The organism is Colwellia psychrerythraea (assembly GCF_000764185.1).
GTDB lineage: Bacteria > Pseudomonadota > Gammaproteobacteria > Enterobacterales > Alteromonadaceae > Colwellia > Colwellia psychrerythraea_B.
In genome coordinates, this window is the sequence record NZ_JQEC01000003.1 from 1 (window position 1) to 15,303 (window position 15,303).

Consider the following 15,303-nt stretch of genomic DNA (forward strand, 5'->3'; position numbering starts at 1 on the left):
AGTATCGATAATTAGTTTACTAAGTTCAACTTAGAAACAAGTTTCAACTTCATTGATAAACAGAAGTTAAAAAGTTTATTCCCCAATAGCTCAGTTGGTAGAGCGATGGACTGTTAATCCATGTGTCACTGGTTCGAGCCCAGTTTGGGGAGCCACATTCAACTTCATTAATAAACAGAAGTTAAAAAAGTTTATTCCCCAATAGCTCAGTTGGTAGAGCGATGGACTGTTAATCCATGTGTCACTGGTTCGAGCCCAGTTTGGGGAGCCACATAAAAAAACCTGCTTTATGCAGGTTTTTTTTCGCCTAAAGAAAAGTTTATTCCCCCTTTCGTTCTGTTGTTATAACAACGCACGAACTCTCTAACTCTTACTACAATAAAAATCATGTATTACAAGTTGAACTCCAGAGTCATTGCATATTAATTATTGGACAGCACAAGAGGATGATAATTTAATGAAATAGGTATTACATGGGATAATTAATACAAATATTCTCTGTAATACCCCCATTGTTATTATGCTGAAGGGTAACAGTTGATATAGACTTTTATGACCAAGCCCATTTTTATGTTCATTCAAGCAACAGAAATTTCCTGTACTAAATAAAAGGTATAAAAAAGCCTTACAAATAAATATTGTAAGGCTTTTAGCAGTATTTTACTGGCGATTATTTAGCAGTAATTAACTCTTGCTTATTTTCGAAGCTAATGACAAGTTTATCTTTTTTGACATCAACCTTAGCAACACCACCGTGCGTTAGCTCTCCAAAGAGTAACTCATTGGCCAATGATTTTTTCAAGTGCTCTTGAATCAGACGAGCCATAGGTCTAGCGCCCATGGACTTGTCGTAGCCATGATCGGCTAACCAAAGCCTAGCTTGCTTACTCAATTCAAGAGAAACACCTTTGTCATCGAGCTGGGCTTGTAATTCAACAATGAATTTATCAACTACTTGCTGAATAACAATGTTATCTAAATGATTAAACCAAACAATATTATCTAAGCGGTTTCTAAACTCAGGTGAAAATACTTTATTAATTTCACTTAAGGCATCAAGACTGTGATCTTGTTGTTTAAAGCCAATGGATTGACGCACTGTTTCTTGTACGCCGGCATTGGTGGTTAACACTAAAATAATATTTCTAAAGTCAGCTTTTCGACCATTATTGTCCGTTAATGTGCCATGATCCATTACTTGTAGTAAAATGTTGTATACATCTTCATGTGCTTTTTCAATCTCATCCAGCAATACAACTGCATGAGGATGTTTTAAAACAGCATCAGTAAGTAAACCACCCTGTTCAAAACCGACGTAGCCCGGTGGTGCTCCGATAAGACGGCTAACGGCATGTTTCTCCATGTATTCCGACATATCGAAACGAAGCAGCTCTACGCCTAATATTTTAGCTAATTGTTGGGTTACTTCCGTTTTCCCTACTCCCGTAGGTCCTGCAAATAAGAAGGAGCCTATAGGTTTTTCTTCACTGCTTAATCCTGCTCTAGATAAACGAATAACTGAAGAAAGCTCTCCAATGGCTTTATCTTGACCAAAAACAACAAGCTTCAAGTTACGATCAAGATTTTTAAGATTATCCTTTTCACTGAGTGACACTGATTTTTCAGGAATTCTCGCCATTTTAGCGACAATACTCTCAATATCAGTATTATTAATGACTTTTTTACGCTTATTTGCCGGTACAAGCTGTTGCTTAGCACCCGCTTCATCAATTACATCAATGGCCTTATCAGGAAGAAACCTTTCGTTAATATATTTAGCGGATAGTTGAGCAGCTGCATGTAAAGCTTTACTGGTATATCGAATACCATGATGACTTTCATACTTATCTTTCAGACCGTGCAGTATTTTAGTGGTATCGGCGATGCTAGGCTCGGCAATATCAATTTTTTGAAAGCGACGAGCTAAAGCACGATCTTTTTCAAATATACTTTGATATTCTTGATAAGTAGTAGAGCCTAAGCAGCGTACCTTACCTGCAGAAAGTAGCGGTTTAAGAAGGTTAGAGGCATCCATCATACCACCAGAAGCAGCTCCCGCCCCAATAATAGTATGGATTTCATCAATAAACAGTACCGCATTTTTATCTTCTTCAAGTTCTTTTAATAAAGATTTAAAGCGTTTCTCAAAGTCCCCTCGGTATTTAGTACCTGCTAATAAAGCCCCCATATCAAGGGAGTAAATTGTCGCATTGGCTAAAAACTCAGGCACCTCTTTATTCACAATCATATTGGCTAAACCTTCAGCAATGGCCGTTTTACCAACACCAGCTTCACCAACAAAAAGTGGATTGTTTTTTCTCCGCCGACTCAACACCTGTAATGTACGTTCAAGCTCATCATCACGACCAATTAAAGGGTCAATATTACCTTTGATAGCTTCTTCGTTAAGGTTGACTGAAAAATTTTCGATGGTGCGTGGCTCTTCTTCACCCTGCTGATCGCCTTCCAAGATCTGCGGAGCATTTTCATCATCGACCTTTGATATACCGTGAGAGATATAATTAACAATATCTAAACGACTAATATCTGACTTTTTCAATATATAAGCTGCTTGTGATTCTTGCTCACTAAAAATAGCGACTAAAACATTCGAACCACTGACTTCATTTTTACCCGAAGACTGCACATGAAATACTGCTCTTTGTAAAACTCGTTGAAAACCCAGCGTAGGTTGTGTTTCTCTCTCTTCTTCCCCGATAGGAATCATAGGTGTAGTTTCACCGATAAAGTCTAATAGACTTTTACGCAGTTTTGCTATGTCTGCTCCACAAGCTCCAAGGGCCTCAATCGCTGAAGGGTTATCTAATAATGCCAACAATAAATGTTCAACCGTCATAAATTCATGGCGAGATTCTTTAGCTTGGCGAAAGGCTAAATTAAGTGATATTTCTAAGTCTTTGTTTAGCATAGCTACTCCAATTCATAACTTTAGGCTTTGACCATCATACACTTTAGTGGGTGCTGATTTTCAAAAGCGTACTGGACAACATTTTCTACTTTTGTTTCTGCTATTTCGGCGGTATATGTTCCACAAAGGCCTTTTCCTTTATAGTGAATGTTTAACATAATATCTGTTGCTTGCTCTTCACTTTTATTAAAAAAATTACACAGTACGTCGACAACAAAGTCCATCGGGGTATAATCATCGTTAAGTAAAAAAACATGGTATTTAGCAGGCTCTTCTAGTTCCTCTCTAACCGCGTCTTCTACAATGCCTTCGGTGTCAAATAACTCTTTCCAGTTGCTCATATATTTATCTTAGTCTCTACTTTTTACTTTTGCTGTAACTTTTTATGTAATAAAGCCCAAAAAACGTTAAAAAAAACATATTTTTAACTTGACTAATCCCATAATTTATCTACATTCTATATGTGGCTAGTTTTTAGTCACTTTGTTTGTGGTCTATGCGCTAACTTATAACTTATATACTATTTAATAGTATTGGGTGAAAAGTAAGTTAAACATAATTGAATACTAAAGGATATAGAAGGAAGTTGAAGTATGGCACACGGTACAGTGAAATGGTTTAATAATGCAAAAGGTTTTGGCTTTATTCGTCCAGATAGCGGTGGAGATGATATCTTTGCTCACTATTCAACAATTGAAATGGATGGGTATAGAACATTAAAGGCCGGACAAGATGTCAATTACGAACTAAATGAAGGCCCTAAAGGTCACCACGCAGCAAGCATTAAGTTGGCTGAAGGCGAATTAGAATAAAAAAGACTTTGCGCTAAAGTGACACAAAAAACACAGCTAAATAGCTGTGTTTTTTATTACCTACATCCGTTGATTACATATGTTCGATAATGCAATCCCCAAATGCTGAACAAGAAACCAGAGTCGCGTCATCCATCAGTCGTTCAAAGTCATAGGTTACTGTTTTGGCTTTGATTGCGCCAGACATACCTTTAAGTAGTAGGTCCGCAGCTTCAAGCCAGCCCATGTGTCTCAGCATCATTTCCGCTGATAAAATAACAGAGCCAGGGTTTACCTTATTCTTACCTGCATATTTAGGTGCTGTACCGTGTGTTGCTTCAAACACAGCGATTTCATCCCCTAAGTTTGCGCCTGGAGCAATACCAATACCACCGACTTGAGCCGCGAGAGCATCAGATAAATAATCGCCATTTAAATTTAATGTCGCAATAACACTATACTCCGCAGGACGTAACAATATTTGTTGCAACATTGCATCAGCAATAACATCTTTGATGATGATTTCCTTACCTGTTGTAGGGCTTGTTAACGAGCACCAAGGCCCGCCATCAATCAAACTAGCGCCAAACTCATCTCTTGCAAGTTCATAACCCCAGTCTTTAAAAGCGCCCTCAGTAAACTTCATAATATTGCCTTTATGAACTAGCGTCACGGAGTCTTTATCATTATCAATTGCGTACTGAATTGCTTGTCTCACTAAGCGCTGTGTACCTTCTTTTGATACGGGTTTTATACCAATACCACAATTTTCAGTAAAACGAATATTACTAGCACCCATTTCTTCGGTTAGAAATTCAATCATGGCTTTCGCTTTGTCACTACCTGCTTGGAACTCAATGCCCGCATAAATATCTTCTGTGTTTTCGCGAAAGATTACCATATCAACTTCTGCTGGCCTTTTCACTGGACTTGGAACACCAGTAAACCATTGCACAGGTCGCTGACACACATAAAGATCTAACATTTGACGGATAGCAACATTTAAAGAGCTCATGCCTCCGCCAACAGGGGTAGTTAATGGTCCTTTGATAGAAACCTTATATTCTTGCAAGATATTAAGAGTTTCCTCAGGCAACCATGTTTCACTGTCATACATTTTAGTTGCTTTTTCACCGGCATAGACTTCTAGCCAAGCAATTTTTTTGTCGCCCCTGTAAGCTTTGGCTACAGCTGCATTTACAACTTTTAGCATAGGAGGTGTTACGTCAACACCTATGCCATCACCTTCAATAAAAGGAATAATTGGATTATTGGGTACTGATAATTTACCGTCAATAAAAGTAATTTTTTCTCCGGTAGTGGGAATGGTGATTTGATTAGTCATAAGACGAGCTCCAAATTAAACGGAAATAGAAAAGTTGTTCTACTAAACTAATTCAAAAAAGCACAAGGCACTAATCACTATTTAGTGATAATGACTATCACTAAAATGAATAAATAACACTTAGACTAAAGTCTAATAGGTATATCATCCCTGAAAAAAGTCAAAAAAAAAGCTAAGTATTTCTACTTAGCTTTGATATTTACAGCTTTATGGTTAGCCGTAAATCTATTTACTTTACGCTTTACATATTAATAATATTATAGAAGTGCAGATAAAATAGTATTGAATGTTTCACTTGGACGCATTGCTTTTTCTGCAAGCTGAGTATCGGCAAAGTAATAACCATTAAGATCAATTGCTGGACCTTGAGCCGCATTTAATTCAGCAACAACTTTGTCTTCTTGCTTTGTTAATGCTTGCGCTACACCAGTAAAATTTTCTTTAAGTTCAGCATCTATTGTTTGCTCTGCTAGTGCTTGAGCCCAGAACATTGCAAGATAGAAGTGGCTACCACGGTTATCTAATTCACCCACTTTACGAGAAGGTGATTTATTAGTATCTAAGAACTTACCTGTAGCCTCATCTAAAGTATCAGCTAAAACTTGTGCTTTAGCATTTCCCGTCGTTACTGCAACATGCTCAAGTGAGGCAGCAAGTGCTAAGAATTCACCTAAAGAATCCCAACGTAAGTGGTTTTCTTTTTCTAACTGTTGCACATGTTTAGGAGCAGAGCCGCCCGCGCCAGTTTCAAATAAACCACCACCATTCATTAATGGTACTATTGAAAGCATTTTAGCACTGGTACCTAACTCTAAAATTGGGAATAGATCGGTTAAGTAATCACGTAATACGTTACCAGTTACTGATATTGCATCTTCACCTTTAGCAACACGAGCAAGGGTATATTGACAAGCTTTTACAGGTTCAAGAATTTGAATATCTAAACCAGTGATATCATGGTCAGCTAGATACGCATTAACTTTTTTGATCATTTCTGCGTCATGACCACGGTTTTCGTCTAACCAAAATACCGCAGGAGTTCCCGTTGCTTTAGCACGAGTTACCGCTAATTTAACCCAATCTTGAATAGGTGCATCTTTAACCTGACACATTCTGAAAATATCACCTTGGGCAACATTTTGTTCTATCAGGGTTTCACCTTTATCATTAACAACACGAACAACACCTGCTGCTGACATGGTGAAAGTTTTATCGTGTGAACCATATTCCTCAGCTTTTTGCGCCATTAAACCAACATTAGGTACTGTGCCCATTGTCGTTGGATTGAATGCACCATTTTCACGACAAAAATCAACTACCGCTGAGAATACACCAGCATAGTTACGATCAGGGATCATAAACTTAGTATCTTTTTGCTTACCATCTGGTCCCCACATCATTCCTGATGCACGAAGTGCTGCTGGCATAGATGCATCAATAATAACATCACTAGGTACATGAAGGTTGGTAATGCCTTTATCAGAGTCAACCATCGCCATTTCAGGGCGAGTAGCATAAACAGCTTGTATATCAGCTTCAATTTCAGCTTTTTGCTCTGCCGGTAAACGGGCGATCTTAGCGTAAACATCACCAATACCATTATCAGCGTCAACACCTAACTGTTCAAAAGTCGCAGCATGTTTAGCAAATACATCTTTATAAAACACTTTAACAGCGTGACCAAACATGATTGGATCTGAAACTTTCATCATGGTTGCTTTCAAGTGTAATGAAAGTAGAACATCTTCTTCTTTGGCTTTATTTATTTCAGTTTCGAAGAATTCAACTAATGCTGACTTGCTCATCACTGAAGCATCAATAATTTCTTTATCAAGTAATGGTAACTTTGATTTTAATAAAGTCACATCCCCGTTTTGAGCAACAAACTCAATATTTACAACAGTTGCACCATTAATAGTTACTGACCTTTCACTACCGTAAAAATCACCTGATGCCATATGAGCAACATGAGATTTTGATTCGTTTGACCAAGCGCCCATTGAATGAGGGTTATTACGTACATACTGTTTCACAGAAGCTGGAGCACGTCTGTCAGAATTACCTTCACGTAATACAGGGTTAACCGCTGAGCCTAAAACTTTAGCGTAAGTTAACTTAATAGATTGTTCTGCTTCATTTTGTGGCTCGGCAGGATAATTTGGTAAGTCATAACCTTTTGCTTGTAATTCTTTAATAGCCGCTTCTAACTGTGGTATAGATGCAGAAATATTTGGCAATTTGATAATATTTGCTTCTGGCGTTTTAGCTAGTTCACCTAATTCAGCCAAAGCGTCATCAATACGCTGTTCTGGGGTTAAGTATTTTGGAAAGTTTGCTAAGATACGGCCAGCTAAAGAAATGTCACGTGTTTCAACGTTAATGCCTGAAGAAGCTGTATAAGCTTGAATAATTGGCAATAAAGAATACGTTGCTAGTGCAGGCGCTTCATCGGTAATAGTATAAATGATTTTTGAGTTATCAGTGCTCATTGAGATTCCTACTTTAATTAGCTAAACACTTAGGCGTCCGCATAAAAATTCACTAAAAATTAATTAAAATTCACCTAAGCTAAAATTTATTTTTCGCGCGCATAGTATAGTAATTCAAACCATATTAATATAGCCAAGCGAAATGGCGTAATATATTTTTTAGGATATTTAGTATAAAAATGAAACAGAACAAAGGCTATACAAGACATAAGGCGAACAAACACAAAGAGGTACGACCACTCAACGAAAAGCGAAAAGTTGTACTTTTCAATAAACCTTTCGATGTTTTGTGCCAATTTACTGATGAGAATAATCGTCGAACGCTAAAAGATTTTATCGATATTCCTGGCGTTTATGCTGCGGGTCGGCTTGACAGAGATAGTGAAGGTTTATTGTTATTAACTAATGATGGCAAATTGCAGCACCAAATAGCCAACCCGGTCAAAAAAACAGAGAAAACTTACTGGGTTCAAGTTGAAGGTGCCCCAACTGATGATGATTTAACGAAATTACGCCAAGGTGTAGCGCTAAAAGATGGTATGACTAAGCCAGCTAAAGTAACAGTAATGCTTGAACCTGATGTCTGGGCACGTATTCCCCCTATCAGGGAGCGGGCAAGTATTCCTACAACTTGGATAGAAATAACCATCACCGAAGGGCGTAACCGGCAAGTGAGACGTATGACCGCCAATATAGGCTTCCCTACTCTTCGACTTATTAGATATCGCATCGGCACTTGGACATTAGATAATATAGTTAATGGCGAGTATAAAGTTGAGCAGTAACAGTAAAAATGCCTTGGGGAGTAATGAACAAGTGAAAAACGATCATGGAGAAAAACAGTTTAAGCCAAATACCACCGTTGCCGCTGTTATTCACCACCAAGGTAAGTTTTTATTTGTCGAAGAAATTGATAATAACCACGTGGTATATAATCAACCTGCTGGTCATTTAGAGGCTGATGAAAGCCTTATTACGGCGATTAAACGAGAAGTACTTGAAGAAACTGGCTTAGCATTAGTTCCAGATTACCTGTGTGGTATTTATTATTTCCATCGACCCGACCTTAACCTCTACTTCTTGCGCTTTTGTTTTGTCATCGAATTAGAACAATGGTTAAAAGGTCAACCGCAAGACAATGAGATAATTGACACCCATTGGTTTAGTTTCGAGCAAATAAAGTTAAAACGTCATCAATTACGCAGCGCCATGGTATTAGAGTGCATTGAAGACTACTTAGCTGGCAATAAAATACCTTTATCACAACTAAAATCTAATCTTTAATCTATATCCTATTAGTTGTGCGTGTTATAATTTTGCGCTTCTAATTTTGGTACACTGCTTTATATTTATAGTTTGTACACTTTTTTTAAAATCTATTGGTCAAAAACATGTTAACAGCCACAAATAATAAATCCCCTGAACAAACCAAAGTTATTGTTGGTATGTCTGGTGGTGTCGACTCTTCTGTCTCTGCTTACTTGCTTCAAGAGCAAGGTTATCAAGTAGAAGGTTTGTTTATGAAAAACTGGGAAGAAGACGATACTGATGAGTATTGCGCTGCTGCCCAAGACTTAGAAGATGCTCAGGCTATTTGTGACAAACTAGAAATTAAATTGCACACCATCAACTTTGCCACTGAATATTGGGATAATGTTTTCGAATACTTCCTTGAAGAGTACAAGGCTGGACGAACGCCTAACCCAGATATCATGTGTAATAAAGAAATAAAATTCAAAGCGTTTTTAGAGTTTGCTTGTGAAGACTTAGGTGCGGATTATATTGCTACCGGACACTATGTTCAACGTGAGTTTCGCGATAACGCATGGAAGATGATTCGTGGCCTTGATAATAATAAAGACCAAAGTTATTTCCTCTATACACTTGACGAAAAACAATTATCACACACCTTATTTCCTGTAGGTCATATTGAAAAGCCTGAAGTCCGTGCAATTGCAGAAAAAGCAGGCTTAATTACCCATAATAAAAAAGACAGCACTGGTATTTGTTTTATCGGCGAGCGTAAGTTTAAAGATTTTCTTGGTCAATACCTACCGGCAAAACCTGGCATTATTGAGTCAGCTGAAGGTGTTGCTGTTGGCCACCACGATGGTCTTATGTACCATACGTTAGGGCAACGAAAGGGTTTACGTATCGGCGGTTTAGCTGATGCCGGTGAAGAGCCTTGGTATGTAGTTGAAAAAGACTTATTGCGTAATGTATTAATTGTTGGTCAAGGCCACAACCACCCTCGCCTGTTTTCTAAAGGCTTAATTGCTAATCAATTACATTGGGTTGATAGGAAAGATTTTACCGATAGCATTACATGCACGGTAAAAACACGCTACCGACAAGAAGATGTTGCTTGTACTGTCACTCCTGTAGCTGAATCGACTACAGGGGAATACCAAATAGATTTTTCCGAGCAGCAAAGTTCAGTTACCCCCGGACAATCTGTAGTTTTTTATCAAAATGATGTTTGCTTAGGCGGCGGCATTATTGATACTTTAATTCGCTAGTAATAAAATAAGAATAATTTCAATGAAAGAAATAACGTTAACTTTTGCCGCTATTTGCCAAGTTGCTCATCAAGTACAACAGGTTTCTCGTCACGGCCGTATTGATGATGAGGACTTATCTTTATTACTAAATAGCTTGATACAAATGTCTCCTGATAACACTCTAGCGGTTTACGGTGGGAATTTAACTAACCTTAAACAAGGCCTTGAATTGCTCGTTAGCCACCTAGGTGACACTTCAAATAGTACAAAAGAAAAAGACCCCGAATTTACTCGTTATGTCATTAGCTTAATAAATCTTGAGCGTCGCTTAACAAAACAGTCTAAGCAAATGGCTTTACTGGGCGACCGTCTAGAAGCAAGTAAAAGACAGCTGGAGCATTACGCTATTACCAGTGAAACTTTAGTGGCAAGTTTCGCCAGTATATATAGTGACATCATCAGCCCCTTGGGTGCTCGTATTCAAGTTACGGGTGAACCAAGTATTCTCAAACAAACGGCTAACCAGCATAAAATCCGCGCATTATTATTGTCGGGTATTAGAGCTGCTGTATTATGGCGTCAAGTGGGCGGTAAACGTAGAGCAATATTATTTAGCCGTAAAAAAATTGTTAATTCAGCCAAACAATTACTTAAAACAATATAATGAAATTTTAAACACTTTTTAACTCTTTGACTTATCAAATGAATTAAAAAGAAAATTAATATAACCTAATATAACCTAGGAAAAAACTATGGAACTTTCAGCATTAAGTGCAATTTCACCTGTAGATGGTCGTTATGGCAGTAAAGTAAAGTCATTACGCCCTATCTTTAGTGAATTCGGCCTAATTAAATACCGAGTAACGGTAGAAGTACGTTGGTTACAAAAACTAGCTGAAACTAACGCTATTGCCGAGGTTCCTGCCTTTTCAGCGCAAGCAAATGCTGCTTTAGATGCGATTGTTACAAACTTTAGTGAAGCTGATGCGCAAAGTATTAAAGATATTGAAGCAACAACCAACCACGATGTTAAAGCGGTTGAGTATTTCTTAAAAGAAAAAATTGCTGACAATAAAGAGCTTAACGCTGTAACTGAATTTATTCACTTTGCTTGTACTTCAGAAGACATTAACAACTTATCTCACGGTTTAATGTTAAATGACTGCCGTGAAACAGTGTTATTACCAGAAATGGATAAGATTTTAGCGGCAATTAAAGCCCTAGCAGTTGAATACAAAACTATTCCTATGATGTGTCGTACTCATGGTCAACCCGCTTCACCTAGTACTCTAGGTAAAGAAATGGCTAACGTGTATGTTCGTTTACAACGTCAACGTGAGCAAATTGCTAACGTTGAAATGTTAGGTAAAATTAACGGTGCTGTAGGTAACTACAATGCTCACCTAAGTGCTTACCCTGAAGTTGATTGGCATGAATATGCTAATGAATTTGTTACTTCATTAGGTTTATCATTTAACCCATTTACTACACAAATTGAACCGCATGATTACATTGCTGAATTATTTGATGCTATCGCACGTTTTAACACTATTTTAATCGATTTCGATCGTGATATCTGGGGTTACATTGCCATGGGTCACTTCAAGCAAAAAACAATTGCTGGCGAAATTGGTTCTTCAACTATGCCACATAAAGTTAACCCAATTGATTTTGAAAATTCAGAAGGTAACTTAGGTATTGCTAATGCATTATTTACTCACTTAGCACAGAAATTACCTATTTCTCGCTGGCAACGTGATTTAACTGACTCAACCGTATTACGTAACTTAGGTGTTGGCTTTGCTCATGCAATGATCGCTTACGGCGCAACATTAAAAGGTATCAGCAAGTTACAAGTAAACGAAGCCAATTTAGCGGCTGAGTTAGACAGCAACTGGGAAGTATTAGCAGAGCCTATTCAAACAGTAATGCGTCGTTACGGTATTGAAAAGCCGTATGAAAAATTAAAAGACCTTACTCGTGGAAAACGTGTAAATGGCGACTCTATGCGTGAATTTATCATGACTTTAGAACTACCTGACTCAGCAAAAGCACAATTATGTGAAATGACACCAGCTAGCTACATTGGCCGTGCTGTCGCTTTTATTGATGAGCTTAAATAATCTCTTACTTGGTTAATTAAGTACTAAAAAGCACGCTGAAGGCTAATAGCTAGTCAATTAAACTGACTGGCTCTTAGCCTTCTTTATTTCTTTTTTTACTTCCTGTTTATAATCAATTAAACGATCCCCTCCCTGTCGGTTAACAAATTACCGAATAAAAAAACAAAAAAACACGCTCGTCTATTGGCAATCTCATCAGTTATTAACTAGTCTGAATGTACTTCTGGTCTTCACCTTATCTCGTTAACGTTGGGTCTATAATGTCTTACAGTATTAGCCAAGTAAAATGGCAACAAGCAGCACCTCTTCTTAAGAATATTCGTGAGAAAGTTTTTGTTTGTGAAAGACGTATCCCCAAAAAAATTGAATTTGATCAAGGCGATCGAACCGCCTACCACATGTTAGTTTGTGACGATGAAAATCAAGAACCTATTGCCACGGGCCGTATAACCCCCCAAGGTGAAATAAGCCGTATTGCGGTAGTTATGGGCTATCGGAGTAAAAAAATTGATAAATATATAATGCAGGGATTATTTCGAGTTGCTGATAGCCTAGCTTTGAAAGAAGTTTTTATTTCAAGCCCCCTTGAAAAAGTTGAGTACTTTACTCAGTTTGATTTTTATCCTATTGGTTCAGTTTACATGGAGGCTGGCATGCCAAAACAACGTATGGCATGTGCAATTTCTCGAGCCGTTAAACATGCTGAAAAAGCCAAATACTACCTTAGCCATTAAATGCTTATTGCTCTTCCTTATTTATTCAGCTGCATAAAAACTATCTGGGTCTCCAATTAATAAATAAGATTAGCCATTTAAATTTTATTTCTCAATTGTTATAGAGTCCCCTCACATTCTTACCTATCTAAAGTCTCAATGCACTTCAGCATAAATGAAAAAACATTGCATATTCATCTTAAGTTGGTCATTTATTCTCCAGGTGAATTTGGCTAGAAACTTTGTCACTTGTACCTTTTCGCTTACAGCTTGCCTGCAAATGTTAAATTCTTAATTTTTCAGTAACTAGCTTGGCTATTTTCTAGGTGATATCGTTCCTCCACAACATAACAACACATTTAATTTGCCTTTTCTAGCAAGAATGGATGGAGAAAAACAATGGCTTTATTTGATTTACCTGATTTTGATAACCACGAACAAATAGTTTTTTGCACTGATAAAGCAAGTGGACTAAAGGCAATTATTGCTATACATAGTACTAAACTTGGAGCTGCTGTAGGTGGTTGTAGGATGTGGGATTATGCGAGTGATGAAGACGCAATTGTTGACGTTTTACGACTATCAAAAGGCATGACATATAAAAATGCCTTGGCTGGCTTAAGTATGGGCGGTGGAAAGTCCGTTATTATTGGTGATGCTAAAACGCTCAAATCTGAAGCACTTTTTAAAGCTTTTGGTGAAGCGCTAAATAACCTAAATGGCCGTTATTTAAGTGCCGAAGATGTCAACATTACAACCGGTGACATTGCTATTGCTAATAGTGTCACTCCCTTTGTAACAGGTACTGAAGGAAAAAGCGGTAACCCTGCGCCCTTCACTGCCCTTGGTACATTCTTAGGCATTAAAGCATCGGTTAAGCATAAACTTAATCGTGACGATTTAACCGGCCTTAAAGTTGCCGTTCAAGGACTAGGTAGTGTTGGTTTCCAATTGTGTGAATACCTACACAATGCAGGGGCTGAACTTGTTATTACTGACATCAATCAAGTCGCTTTAGATACTGCAGCAACTCAGTTTAATGCTAAGGTTGTTGGTCTTGACGAAATTTATGACCAAGATGTTGATATTTATGCGCCATGTGCATTAGGAGCAACTATTAATGATGATACTTTAAGCCGTTTAAAAGCGACTATCATTGCAGGTTGTGCAAATAACCAATTAGCCGAACCTCGTCATGATCAAGCCTTAGTCGACCAAGGCATATTATATGCTCCTGATTATGTTATTAATGCCGGTGGTATCATCAACGTTTCATTTGAAAGTGATTACGATGCTGAAAAATCAACTAAAAAGGTTGAAGAAATTTATAATACTTTATTAGATATATACAATAAAGCTGATAGCCAAAATAGACCTACGGGTATTATTGCTGATGAAATGGCACGTGAAATCATCAAAAATGGTGGTAAATAACCTTTAGTTATTACCACTACAGTTCATGTATTCAACAAAATTATCAAGGTTAAACTATAATTGCTGTAATTCCTATAAGCCCACTTTAAGGGAATAGCAGTGAAAAATTTGATAATTTTGTTGTTACTTATTTCAGCTCAGTGTTTTGCTGTAACAACCGTAACAACCACGGGTAAACAAAAACCCGATGATGCTAGTCATGATTATTTCATTGGTCTGTTACGCCTTGCTTTAATCGAAACATCTGAAGAATATGGCTACACTGTATTACAAACAGTACCCTATCCTGGACAAGAAAGAATGCTTAAACTTCTAGCATTAGGGGAATTTTACGATGTCGTCTGGGCTGGAAATTCAATTATTCGAGAATCAGATCTTTATAAAATTCCTTTCCCTCTATTTCGTGGTGGTTTAGGTTGGCGCGGTATGATAATCCGTCAGCAAGACAAGTCAAAATTTTCAACCTTTAAAACAGCTAAAGATCTTAATGCCTTAATTGCCTGCCAAGGTTTGCATTGGCCCGATGCTGATATTCTAGAACGTGCTGGTCTAGCAGTTGCACGAGTAGGATACTTTGATGCTATGCTGCAAATGGTAGAATTAAAACGTTGTGATTATTTACCTTTGAGTATCTTTGAAGGACAAGCAGAGCTTGCCGCGGTAAAAGACAGCTTTCCAAACCTTATATTTTATCAAGAGCTCATTATTCAATACCCACTGACCATGCATTTTTTTGTTAAAAGCAGTAATAACATACTAGCGCAGCGACTGACCTTAGGGTTACAACGCCTCTATGAGTCAGGCTCTTATGAAAGATATATGAAAAACCATCCATTAACTCAACATGCTTTTCCATTAACTAAGTTTAAAAAATCAACAGTGATAAGTTTAATGAACTCGAATTATACAGAACACGCACTAGCAGAATACGGGTTGGTTTGGCCAGGTAGCAAATAAAAAAACCCAGTCAAAAACTGG

The 15,303-nt window shown here is 37.7% G+C and carries 13 protein-coding genes and 2 tRNA genes; 11 read left to right on the forward strand and 4 right to left on the reverse strand.

Annotated features, from left to right (window positions below):
• Positions 1–79: 79 nt before the first annotated feature.
• Positions 80–155: transfer RNA gene (locus GAB14E_RS20315), tRNA-Asn, on the forward strand.
• A 40-nt stretch (positions 156–195) separates the two neighbouring features.
• Positions 196–271 (forward strand) — tRNA-Asn (locus tag GAB14E_RS20310).
• 399 nt (positions 272–670) lie between these two features.
• Here the strand turns inward: GAB14E_RS20310 and clpA are convergent.
• A complete protein-coding gene (gene clpA / locus GAB14E_RS20305) occupies positions 671–2,929 on the reverse strand; it encodes an ATP-dependent Clp protease ATP-binding subunit ClpA (protein ID WP_033080606.1) in 2,259 nt (752 codons plus the stop codon).
• 20 nt (positions 2,930–2,949) lie between these two features.
• The gene (gene clpS, locus GAB14E_RS20300; RefSeq protein ID WP_033080607.1) at positions 2,950–3,270 is read right to left on the reverse strand and encodes an ATP-dependent Clp protease adapter ClpS; all 321 of its coding nucleotides are present in this window, start codon (positions 3,268–3,270) and stop codon (positions 2,950–2,952) included.
• A 252-nt stretch (positions 3,271–3,522) separates the two neighbouring features.
• On the opposite strand from clpS, the gene cspD reads away from it, so the two are divergent.
• Positions 3,523–3,741: a cold shock domain-containing protein CspD gene (cspD, locus tag GAB14E_RS20295; RefSeq protein ID WP_033080608.1), complete on the forward strand. Its 219-nt coding sequence runs from the start codon at positions 3,523–3,525 to the stop codon at positions 3,739–3,741.
• Positions 3,742–3,814: 73 nt separating this feature from the next.
• Here the strand turns inward: cspD and icd are convergent, their stop codons facing one another.
• The gene (gene icd, locus GAB14E_RS20290) at positions 3,815–5,065 is read right to left on the reverse strand and encodes an NADP-dependent isocitrate dehydrogenase (RefSeq protein ID WP_033080609.1); all 1,251 of its coding nucleotides are present in this window, start codon (positions 5,063–5,065) and stop codon (positions 3,815–3,817) included.
• Between the two features lie 257 nt (positions 5,066–5,322).
• Positions 5,323–7,554 (reverse strand): NADP-dependent isocitrate dehydrogenase, encoded by a 2,232-nt coding sequence (locus GAB14E_RS20285; RefSeq protein ID WP_033080610.1) that lies wholly within the window; start codon positions 7,552–7,554, stop codon positions 5,323–5,325.
• Between the two features lie 179 nt (positions 7,555–7,733).
• On the opposite strand from GAB14E_RS20285, the gene GAB14E_RS20280 reads away from it, so the two are divergent.
• The 8 genes from GAB14E_RS20280 to GAB14E_RS20245 all read left to right on the forward strand — a co-directional run bounded on the left by GAB14E_RS20280 (position 7,734) and on the right by GAB14E_RS20245 (position 15,282).
• Complete coding sequence (locus tag GAB14E_RS20280; RefSeq protein ID WP_033080611.1) at positions 7,734–8,339, forward strand: pseudouridine synthase; 606 nt, start codon at positions 7,734–7,736, stop codon at positions 8,337–8,339.
• Positions 8,329–8,838 carry an NUDIX hydrolase gene (locus tag GAB14E_RS20275; RefSeq protein WP_231561964.1) on the forward strand — a complete coding sequence of 170 codons (510 nt, stop codon included), beginning with the start codon at positions 8,329–8,331 and terminating at the stop codon, positions 8,836–8,838. The genes GAB14E_RS20280 and GAB14E_RS20275 overlap by 11 nt, the downstream gene beginning before the upstream one ends.
• A gap of 107 nt (positions 8,839–8,945) precedes the next feature.
• Entirely contained in the window at positions 8,946–10,073 is a 1,128-nt protein-coding gene (gene mnmA, locus GAB14E_RS20270; protein WP_033080612.1) for a tRNA 2-thiouridine(34) synthase MnmA, read from the forward strand.
• Positions 10,074–10,095: 22 nt separating this feature from the next.
• Positions 10,096–10,719: a high frequency lysogenization protein HflD gene (hflD, locus tag GAB14E_RS20265; protein WP_033080613.1), complete on the forward strand. Its 624-nt coding sequence runs from the start codon at positions 10,096–10,098 to the stop codon at positions 10,717–10,719.
• An 88-nt stretch (positions 10,720–10,807) separates the two neighbouring features.
• On the forward strand, positions 10,808–12,178 hold the full coding sequence (purB, locus tag GAB14E_RS20260) for an adenylosuccinate lyase (RefSeq protein WP_033080614.1): 1,371 nt from the start codon (positions 10,808–10,810) through the stop codon (positions 12,176–12,178).
• Between the two features lie 260 nt (positions 12,179–12,438).
• Positions 12,439–12,912: a GNAT family N-acetyltransferase gene (locus GAB14E_RS20255; protein WP_052093417.1), complete on the forward strand. Its 474-nt coding sequence runs from the start codon at positions 12,439–12,441 to the stop codon at positions 12,910–12,912.
• A 378-nt stretch (positions 12,913–13,290) separates the two neighbouring features.
• Positions 13,291–14,325 carry a Leu/Phe/Val dehydrogenase gene (locus GAB14E_RS20250; protein WP_033080615.1) on the forward strand — a complete coding sequence of 345 codons (1,035 nt, stop codon included), beginning with the start codon at positions 13,291–13,293 and terminating at the stop codon, positions 14,323–14,325.
• A 99-nt stretch (positions 14,326–14,424) separates the two neighbouring features.
• Positions 14,425–15,282, forward strand: coding sequence for a type 2 periplasmic-binding domain-containing protein (locus tag GAB14E_RS20245; RefSeq protein WP_052093418.1), 858 nt, complete (start codon positions 14,425–14,427; stop codon positions 15,280–15,282).
• Positions 15,283–15,303 lie beyond the last annotated feature (21 nt).